The organism is Staphylococcus sp. HMSC034G07, assembly GCF_001835975.1.
Taxonomy (GTDB): domain Bacteria; phylum Bacillota; class Bacilli; order Staphylococcales; family Staphylococcaceae; genus Staphylococcus; species Staphylococcus ureilyticus.
In genome coordinates this window covers 59,039-68,602 of record NZ_KV826607.1, presented here as the reverse complement: position 1 = coordinate 68,602, position 9,564 = coordinate 59,039, and the positions used below count along the sequence as shown (strand labels likewise).

Genomic DNA, 9,564 nt, shown 5'->3' with positions numbered 1-9,564 from the left:
GATGAGCATAAAGACAGTAAAAATCATGAAAAACAGCAAAGTAGCAATAGTGAAAATAAGCATCACAAAGAAGTGAAGCATGGTGTAACGTATATTGATGATATTTTAATTGTGAACAAAGATATTTCGTTACCAGAACATTTTAACCCTGGAGAAAATAAAAAAGCACGTCATGCATTACAGAAACTTTTAAATGATGGTAATAAACAAGGATTTCAATTATCAAACGCTAGTGGTTTCAGAAGTTATCAAAGTCAAGAACAGTTATTTGACCAATATGTTCAAAGAGATGGAGAAAAAGCAGCCAATAAATATAGTGCGAAACCAGGACATTCTGAACATCAAACTGGACTGACATACGACATTGTTTCTGAGAATACAGACACCAACTTTAAAACTTCTTTTGGTAAGACCGAGGAAGGTCAGTGGCTCAAAGACAATGCTTACAAGTACGGTTTTATCATCAGATATCCCAAGAATAAAACACATATTACGGGATATCAATATGAACCGTGGCATATCAGGTATGTTGGAAAAGATACAGCTAAAAAATTATATAAAAGTAATGAAACATTAGAAGAGTACTTAGATCTATATCCAAAAAAATAAGATCAAATTCGAAATGTGCTTGATTAGTTAATATAAATTTTTAGAGAGGAATGGTCATCATTGTTTAAGAAATTAAGTGTGGTGATGCTAAGTTGGTTGCTCACTTTAACTGTTATTGCACCAACAACGACAATAACTGCTGAAACAGAAAAATCACCGAGTTCTAAGCAAAGTACACAATATAAACCAGAAAGTGTTAGTGTGACAGCACAAACAGGTCAAATTTTATATCAAGATAAAGCTGAAAAAGTAACGGATCCGGCTTCGTTGACTAAAATGATGACGATGTATTTGACATTGGATGCAATCGAAAACGGAGATATAAAACCTACAGACAAAATAAAAATCACTTCTGATTATGAAAAAATGTCTGTATTACCTGATTTGGCTAGTGTTCCTTTAGAGAGAGGAAAGTCATACTCTATTAATCAATTTCTTAGACAAATTACTTTAGAGTCGAGCAATGCAGCGACACTAATTCTAGGGGAAAAGGTGAGTGGTTCAACATCAAAATTTACAGATGAAATGAACCACAAGGCAAAAAAACTCGGTATGAATCATACGCGTTTTGTGAATCCTACAGGTGCTGACAACCATCTTTTGCAACAATATGCACCCAAGCAATATCAAAAAGAACGTAAAACACAAACTACTGCAGATGATATGACCATTCTAATGCAACATTTATTAAAAGATCATCCTAAAATATTAAAATATAGTTCTAAAACGACAGATAAACAATTTGGAACAAATTTAAAAACAAAAAATCTTTCTTTAAAGGGACAACGATTTGAATTAAAAGGTGCAGATGGATTGAAAACTGGAACAAGCGATGAAGGTTATAGTTTAGCGTTAACAGGTAAACACAATGGTTTACGTCTCAATGAAGCGATTCTCAACGTGAAGCCATATCCAAGTATGAAAGCTAAAAATGAACGCCATAAAATTGCCAATGCGCTTATTAATAAACAATTTAAAAAATATGAATACCGAAAAGTATTAAGTGAAGGCGAACATGAAATTAACGGAAAAACGTACCAAGTTAAGCAGGATTTATATGATGTAGTTCCTAAAAAAATGGATCATTTAAAGTTTAATGTGAATAAAGAAGGCAAGGTATATGTGGCATATAAGCGTCAATTTATGAAAGGTTCGCATGCCCCCCAAGTAGATGCTACAGTTAAAAAAGAAGACAATAAATTTACTGCATTTTTCAAAAATTTGTTTAGCAAAGATGCGCATAAAATGTCCCAAATATAATCTGTATATTTCTAATTAAATCATTCAATTTATCTGCTGATACCACGATTGTGTGACGTGTGTCAGCAGATTTTTTGTTGTTAATTAAGTTCAATCTATTAAGTTGGTATTCATTGCAAACATATTCACTGGGTAATCATTGCTTATACATGTATTAAGGCTTATGGTAGAAGTGTATAGGAGGTTTTATAAATGCGTAAAAAATTCATTAATGCATCAATTTATAAGTATGATGAAGCTTCAGAAATTTTAGTGGAAAACGGTAAGTTTAAAACATTTGGAAAGAACCTTGGTGAAGCGGATGAAGTAATTGATTTAGGAGGCGCTTTAGTCTTGCCACCATATGTAGATGCCCACCTTCATTTAGATTATTATTTTACAGGACAAGACACTCAAATCAAAAACACATCTGGGACGTTATTTGAAGCAATTGATTTATGGAATGATTATAAAAAAGGCACTACAAAAGAAGAGATGAAATCACGTATGCGTCAAGCAGTCAAAGACGTTGCAAGCTATGGTACACAATATATACGTGCTCAGACGGATTGTACTGACCCCAATTTAACGGGCATCAAAGCAGCACTTGAAGTAAGGGATGAATTGAAAGATAATATTACAATTCAGGTCGTGGCGTTTCCTCAAAATGGTATGTACGCTTTTGAAGCGCAAGGTAAAACGGGTCGTGATTTAACTGAAGAAGCCTTAAAATTAGGTGCGGATTGTGTCGGTGGTATTCCACATAACGAATGGAGCCCAGAAGAAGGAACGAAATCAATTAAAGAAATCGTTAGACTTGCGATCCAATATGATAAATTAATTGATGTACACTGTGATGAAACAGATGATGTACAAGCACGTTTCTTAGAAATATTAAATGCTGAAGTGATGAAACAAGGTTATGGAAATGCTACGACAGCTTCACATACTTGCTCATTTGGTTCAGCAGATGATGCTTATGCATTTCGAATGATGGGTCTATTTCGTCAATCAGGTTTAAACTTTGTCTCTTGTCCAACCGAAAATTTATATTTACAAGGTAGGCAAGATAGTTATCCAAAAAGAAGAGGTTTAACACGTGTTAAAGAGTTTGTAGATAATGATATTAATGTTGCTTTTGGTCAAGACTCAATCGTCGATTTATGGTACCCAGCAGGGTCGGGTAATTTAATGAATATCTTAGATAATGGCTTGCATGCCACACAATTAATGCGAGAAGAAGATTTCCCACGCAATTTCGACTTAATTACTTATAACGGTGCAAAATTAATGCATTTAGATGAGGATTACGGATTATCGGAAGGTAAGCCAGCGAACTTTATCGTGTTGGACGCACCAAATGTATTTGAAGCACAACGTCGACGTGTTGACTGTCTTGCTTCGATACGTAATGGTGAATATCTATTTAGAAAAGAAAAGCCGAAATATACAACTGCATTAGATATTGATCGCCAAACAAAATAATACGTGTAGTTGCATCGTATAAGATAAAATGCTGAGACGATAGAAAGTCCCAGCATTTTTTGTGTATTCATGGCGTGTATTGAAGTGTGTATTTTATGAAACTATAATGACGCTCCATTCGTTGAGATAATATTTTTGTACCATTCAAAAGAATCTTTTTTCATACGTTTCATACTACCGTTACCATAGTTATCTTGATCAACATAAATGTAGCCATAACGTTTTGACATCTCGCTTGTAGACATTGAAATAAGATCGATAGGTGCCCAAGAAAGATAGCCGATTAAGTCCACGCCATCTTCGACAGCCTTTTTTGCTTCAGCCATATGTTTGCTTAAATAGTCTATACGATAGTCATCGTGAATTTTTCCATCAACAACCTCATCAACTGCACCTAAGCCGTTTTCAACTATAAATAATGGCACTCTATAGCGATCCCACAATTCATTTAAAACAATTCTTAAGCCGATTGGATCAATTTGCCAACCCCAATCAGAAGCTTCTAAGTAAGGGTTTTTTAAACTGTTCATCAAGTTTCCCTGTGTTGTTTGTCCTTCTGGAGATACAGATGACAACATAGACATATAATAGCTAAATGATAGATAGTCAACTGTATGTTGTCTAATGATATCTAAATCATTATCTTTAATATCCAACTCAATGCTGTTATCTGTTAAAAATTGTTTGTAAAAATTAGGATACTCCCCTCTAACCTGTACGTCAGTATACATTAAATTCATTTGGTCTTCTTGTTGTGCTTTTAATACATCTTGTGGATCACAAGTATATGGATAATGTTTCATCCTTGCGATCATACAACCCATTTGTGCATTCGGATTAATCTCTTTTAATTTTTGAGTAGCTAAAGCTGATGCTACAAATTGGTGATGAAGTGCTTGATACGAAGCTGCAATAGGATGATCTAATTTATCTGAAATGATGCCGGCTCCCGTAAAAGGTGAGATGTTAATCACATTAATTTCGTTAAATGTTATCCAATATTTCACATCGTTTTTATAGCGATTAAAGACCGTTTCAGCATAGTGGACAAAATGATCAATGACCTTACGATTAATCCAACCATTATATTTTTCAGTTAAACCAAAAGGTGTTTCATAATGGCTTAAAGTTACAACAGGTTCAATATTATATGATTTTAATGTTTTGAATACATCATCATAAAATGCGAGTCCCGCTTCGTTTGGCTCATTTTCGTATCCCTTTGGAAAAATACGTGACCAATTGATCGACATTCTAAATGCCTTAAATCCCATTTCAGCAAATAATTTAATATCTTCTTTATAATTATGATAAAAGTCTATACCAACACGTTTAGGGAAGTGTCCTTGGTATTGGCCGGTTTTAACTTTATTTATGAAATCTGAAGTTACTTCCATATGGTTATCACCTGTGCGTTGACTTTTAGGAACATATTCTGAAAAGTCAGCACTCGACAAACCTTTACCATCAATATTAAATGCACCTTCTATTTGGTTAGCTGCAGTTGCACCACCCCATAAAAAATTCTTTTTAAAACCTTTAATATTTTTCATGTTTAATACCTCACTTTGTTTGAATTAATATGATAAATTTTCGCCATTACTTTGAATAACTTTTTGGTACCAATAGAATGAATCTTTACGATATCTGTTTAATGAACCATTTCCTTGATTGTCTCTATCAACATAAATAAAACCATAACGTTTTTTCATTTCTCCACTACCTGCTGAAACTAAATCTATACATCCCCATGAAGTATATCCAAGGAGTGGTACGCCATCTTTTACCGCTTCGATCATTTGATTTAAGTGGTCACTTAAATATTTAATTCTATAAGTATCATGAATACGACCATCATCTTCAAGTTTATCAATTTCACCTAAGCCATTTTCTACGATAAATAAAGGTTTTTGATAGCGATCATATATTTGATTCATTGTCACGCGTAATCCTACTGGATCAATTTGCCATCCCCAATTTGATGCTTCCAAATATGGATTTTTAAGAGAGGCAAAAGCATTACCAGCTTCTTTGTTTTGATTGATTTCATCATTCCCACTCTCAAGTCGGCTTGAATAATAAGAAAATGAAATATAGTCCACTGTGTATTGTTTTAAAATTTCATCATCCCCAGTTTGTTTATCGATGGAAACACCTAAATCTTCAAACATACGTTTACTATAGTTAGGGTATTCACCACGAGTTTGAACATCTATAAAGATATATTGTTCTCTATTTTTAGAAAGTGCAGCCATCACATCATTTGGATGAGACGTGTTTGGATATACATCACCGGCAGCTAACATACAACCTATTTGATTTGTATTATCAATTTCTTTGGCGATTTTCGTGGCTAAGCTTGATGCGATAACTTGATGATGTGCGGCTTGATACATAACCTGATTTCTATTTTCATTATCTGGAATAATAAGGCCACCACCAATATAAGGGATGTGTAAAATCATGTTAATTTCATTATGTGTAATCCAATATTTAACTTGGTTACTATATCTTTTAAATAGGACAGTTGCATAATTTAAAAAGAAATCAACGGTTTTACGGTTATACCATCCACCATAATTTTTTGCTAAATAATATGGTGTATCAAAATGGTTGATTGTAACAATGGGTTCAATACCATATTTTTCTAAAGTTTCGAAGATTTTATCATAAAAAGCTAAACCTTTTTGGTTTGGTTCTGTTTCATCACCATTTGGAAAAATTCTTGGCCAAGAGATTGAAAAGCGTAAAGCTTTAAAACCCATTTCGGCAAATAGTTTTATATCTTCTTCATAATGATGATAAAAGTCTATCGATTGATGACTAGGATAAAAATCAAAAGTGTTATTCAATCCTTTAGCTGGGTTGAATAGTGGTTCTTTACGTGCTTCTCCTGCTGGCAGTAGGTCAACCAAACTAAGGCCTTTACCATTTTTATCGTACGCACCTTCAATTTGATTCGCGGCGATAGCACCGCCCCATAAAAAATCATTGCCTAATATTGACATGATATTACCTCCTTATATTTAATAAATAACAGAAATTAATGAATCTTTTTCTTTAACTTTCTGTTGCTCTTCTATCACAACATCTTTGGTTTCGTTTGTATTCGTTATTACTATCATTACAGTGTCATCATATGCATTTTCTTGAATTTTTTGTGAGTCAAACTGAATAAGTGGCTGGTAGGCTGTAACGGTCTCTCCTTGACTTACGAGTGGCTTAAAACCTAATCCGTCTAGTTTCACGGTATCGATGCCGATATGGATAAGCAATTCTGTACCATTTTTTGACTTTAAGCCAATTGCATGACCAGTAGGGAATAAACTTTCTACCGTTGCCTCAAATGGTGCAATAATCGTATCAGAGGATGGTTTAATAGCAATTCCTTTGCCCATTGCGAGAGATGAGAATACAGGATCATCTACAAGATTAAGATTTTTCATTTCACCTGAGACAGGAGATACAATAAAATCATCTTTTGGTTCAGAAATAACTTCATCAACTGAAGTACCTGATGCATTATTTTTGGAATCATCCATTTTTTGTTCTGATTTTGGTGCGGTAGCTTGGACTTTTTGCTCGTTTTTATCAGAGTGTACAAGATATCCAACGATGCTACCCACTAATACGGCTAACAATGAAGCAATGATTGTTGCCCAGAATGCAAAGTCCAATCCACTTTCACCAATAAAGGTTGTATAACCAAAGATACCCAGTCCTCCCATAAAATACATTTTGGTTCCTGCAAAACCAACAAAACCACTAAACAATCCACTAATGATACAGCTATAAATAAAGAGTTTTTTTCTTGGTAAAGTAACACCGTAAATTGCAGGTTCTGTTACACCAAAAATGCCGGATATAGCTGCTGGTAAGGATATAGATTTTAGTTTAGTGTTTTTAGTTTTTAAGAAAAGTCCTATAACGATTCCAGTTTGAGCAAATGAAGCGGCGAAGATTAAGGGATTAATGATATCGTAACCAGATGTAGAAACATTATTTATCATAATTGCAACCAGTCCCCAATGAATACCGAATATGACAAAGACTTGCCAAAATGCGCCTAATAGTAATCCAGCTAATATCGGACTTAATCCATAGATATTTATTGCACCTGAACCAATCCAATTAGCAACCCATGAAGATATTGGTCCGATTATGATAAATGTTAACGGAACAATGATTAGCAAGGTGAAAAATGGGACAAAGAATGTTTTAATAACATCAGGTATAATACGTTTTAATTTCCTTTCCAAAATACTTGCAAAATAAATAGCTACTATAATAGGGATAACACTAGATGTATAGTTCATAGAAATTACTGGAATTCCTAAAAAAGATAAATTTGATTCGACTTCAAAAATTGTTCCGTCGAAAAGTGTATGCGCGCCTTTTGCTCCAAACTCCATTGCAGAAACTAAAGTTGGATACACAATTGCTGCCCCGATAGCCATGCCAATAAAATGATTGGAACCAAATTTTTTGGCAGCAGTAAAACCTAAAAATACTGGGAAGAAATAGAATAACGCGTCACCTAAAGCGAATAATATTTGATATGTTCCAGATGATTCTGTTAACCATCCAAGTGCTAAAAATAACGCGGCAAAGCCTTTAATCATCCCGGCAGCTGCAAGGATACCAAGAATAGGTTGGAAGATACCTGAGATCAAATCAATAAATCGATTTAATATGCTACCCGACTTTCTCTCTTGTGCTTGACCAGCACTAGCTGAATCTAGATGAGTCACTTTAGTAATTGCCTCGTAAACATCAGGAACATGGTTACCTATCACTACCTGGTATTGTCCACTAGATTGCATAACTGTTACAATTTCATCATGATTTTTTAAAAATTCTGTATCGGCTTTGTGCTCATCTTTTAGTTTGAAACGTAAACGTGTAATACAATGTGTAAGCGAATTGATGTTTTCTTCACCACCAACTTTTTCAACAATTTCTTGTGCTAATTTTTCATATTTCATTGGTTCATTCACCTCAATTTTTAATCAGTTTTATAGCTATTTCATGTTTTTTTGAATGTTATATTGAGTGGCCACTCAATGAATTTAAAGCAGTTTGAAAACAAGTAATAAGCTAAAAAACAAAAAAAACCAGAATAATACACATACGCCCCTAGATTAAGGTTCGTAATGCATTACTCTGGGTTTTGCCTACTTAAAGTTACAACCCCAAACGTTGATAACAACGTCTAAAGTAACAATATATAAGTTTAAACACAGTATAGTCTCTATAGAAATAAATGTCAACGCTTACATTTACTATTTTAGTAGTCTTGCGATATGCAAGATTAAATAAACACGTTCATCGTTAGATATTTTATGATTATAATGTTTGAATAAAAAATCTGCTATTTTATCTACACAAACATCAGATTTAGCATACTTTTGTCTTAAAACATCAAGCAAAGTTTCATCTGTAACTTCATTTAAAGACTGTTGATTAATTAGCCTTTGGCTAAAAAATTTAAGGTGTGTCATAAATCTAGAATAATTGAGTTCATCTTCATTGATAGATAGATTGAAATGATAACGGACAATATCAACAATGTTTTTAGTAATTTTAGTGATTTCATAAATATTTGCAATATTTTCATCTAAACTAGCATTCACAATATGCATGGCAATAAATCCAATTTCATCTTTTGGCAACGTAACATTGAAATATCGATTAATCTTGCGTAATCCATCAAGAGCTACTTCATATTCTTTGGGGTAAAGCGTGCGTATTTCATAAAGTAACGGATTTTTGATATCAAAACCATCATGTGTGCGTTCGATGGCATAATTTATATGGTCAGTTAATGCAATATATATTGATTCAGAAATAGGTGAATCATAAAGCTTATTAGCTTCTTTAATAATTTGTTCGGTAACTAAAAGGACATCTTGATTGATTTCATCTAATAAAGTCAACATGCGTTCTTGCTCTTCACTTGTTAAGCGAAATACTTTTTCAATTTTGGCACGCTCTAATTGTTGGCCGTTTTTCTTACCAAATGCTAAGCCATTTCCCATTACGATGCGCTCATTCCCATTAATTTTAGATAGCACAACGTTATTATTTAATATTTTAGTAATTTTCATAATAAAACATTCCCTTAATTATATGATTTCGAATGCTTACATATTAAATATAGTGGAGAAAGTATTGAATAGTCAAAATTTATTATTTAATCTTATTATGAAATTTTATTTTTGTAGTAAAAAA

General features: G+C 33.3%; 7 protein-coding genes. 3 read left to right on the top strand and 4 right to left on the bottom strand.

Features of this window, described 5'->3' with window-relative positions:
• From HMPREF2586_RS05635 to HMPREF2586_RS05625, 3 genes are all read left to right on the top strand, one after another.
• The coding region (locus tag HMPREF2586_RS05635) for a M15 family metallopeptidase (protein WP_070812676.1) at window positions 1-609 on the top strand (609 nt) is incomplete at its 5' end.
• A gap of 60 nt (window positions 610-669) precedes the next feature.
• Window positions 670-1,869 carry a penicillin-binding protein PBP4 gene (gene pbp4, locus HMPREF2586_RS05630; RefSeq protein ID WP_070658143.1) on the top strand — a complete coding sequence of 400 codons (1,200 nt, stop codon included), beginning with the start codon at window positions 670-672 and terminating at the stop codon, window positions 1,867-1,869.
• 192 nt (window positions 1,870-2,061) lie between these two features.
• A complete protein-coding gene (locus HMPREF2586_RS05625) occupies window positions 2,062-3,333 on the top strand; it encodes an amidohydrolase family protein (RefSeq protein WP_070658145.1) in 1,272 nt (423 codons plus the stop codon).
• Window positions 3,334-3,434: 101 nt separating this feature from the next.
• On the opposite strand, the gene HMPREF2586_RS05620 is transcribed toward HMPREF2586_RS05625, so the two are convergent.
• The 4 genes from HMPREF2586_RS05620 to licT all read right to left on the bottom strand — a co-directional run bounded on the left by HMPREF2586_RS05620 (window position 3,435) and on the right by licT (window position 9,440).
• On the bottom strand, window positions 3,435-4,886 hold the full coding sequence (locus HMPREF2586_RS05620; protein WP_046206919.1) for a glycoside hydrolase family 1 protein: 1,452 nt from the start codon (window positions 4,884-4,886) through the stop codon (window positions 3,435-3,437).
• Window positions 4,887-4,910: 24 nt separating this feature from the next.
• Window positions 4,911-6,341: a 6-phospho-beta-glucosidase gene (locus tag HMPREF2586_RS05615; RefSeq protein ID WP_070812675.1), complete on the bottom strand. Its 1,431-nt coding sequence runs from the start codon at window positions 6,339-6,341 to the stop codon at window positions 4,911-4,913.
• 18 nt (window positions 6,342-6,359) lie between these two features.
• Complete coding sequence (locus HMPREF2586_RS05610; protein WP_070658149.1) at window positions 6,360-8,318, bottom strand: beta-glucoside-specific PTS transporter subunit IIABC; 1,959 nt, start codon at window positions 8,316-8,318, stop codon at window positions 6,360-6,362.
• A gap of 297 nt (window positions 8,319-8,615) precedes the next feature.
• Entirely contained in the window at window positions 8,616-9,440 is an 825-nt protein-coding gene (gene licT / locus HMPREF2586_RS05605) for a BglG family transcription antiterminator LicT (RefSeq protein WP_046206922.1), read from the bottom strand.
• Between the last annotated feature and the right edge of the window lie 124 nt (window positions 9,441-9,564).

Excerpts from the sequence above, each read along its gene's own strand:
- HMPREF2586_RS05620 (WP_046206919.1), bottom strand. The coding sequence starts at position 4,886 with ATGAAAAATATTAAAGGTTTTAAAAAGAATTTTTTATGGGGTGGTGCA.
- licT (WP_046206922.1), bottom strand. The coding sequence starts at position 9,440 with ATGAAAATTACTAAAATATTAAATAATAACGTTGTGCTATCTAAAATT.
- HMPREF2586_RS05615 (WP_070812675.1), bottom strand. The coding sequence starts at position 6,341 with ATGTCAATATTAGGCAATGATTTTTTATGGGGCGGTGCTATCGCCGCG.
- HMPREF2586_RS05625 (WP_070658145.1), top strand. The coding sequence starts at position 2,062 with ATGCGTAAAAAATTCATTAATGCATCAATTTATAAGTATGATGAAGCT.
- HMPREF2586_RS05610 (WP_070658149.1), bottom strand. The coding sequence starts at position 8,318 with ATGAAATATGAAAAATTAGCACAAGAAATTGTTGAAAAAGTTGGTGGT.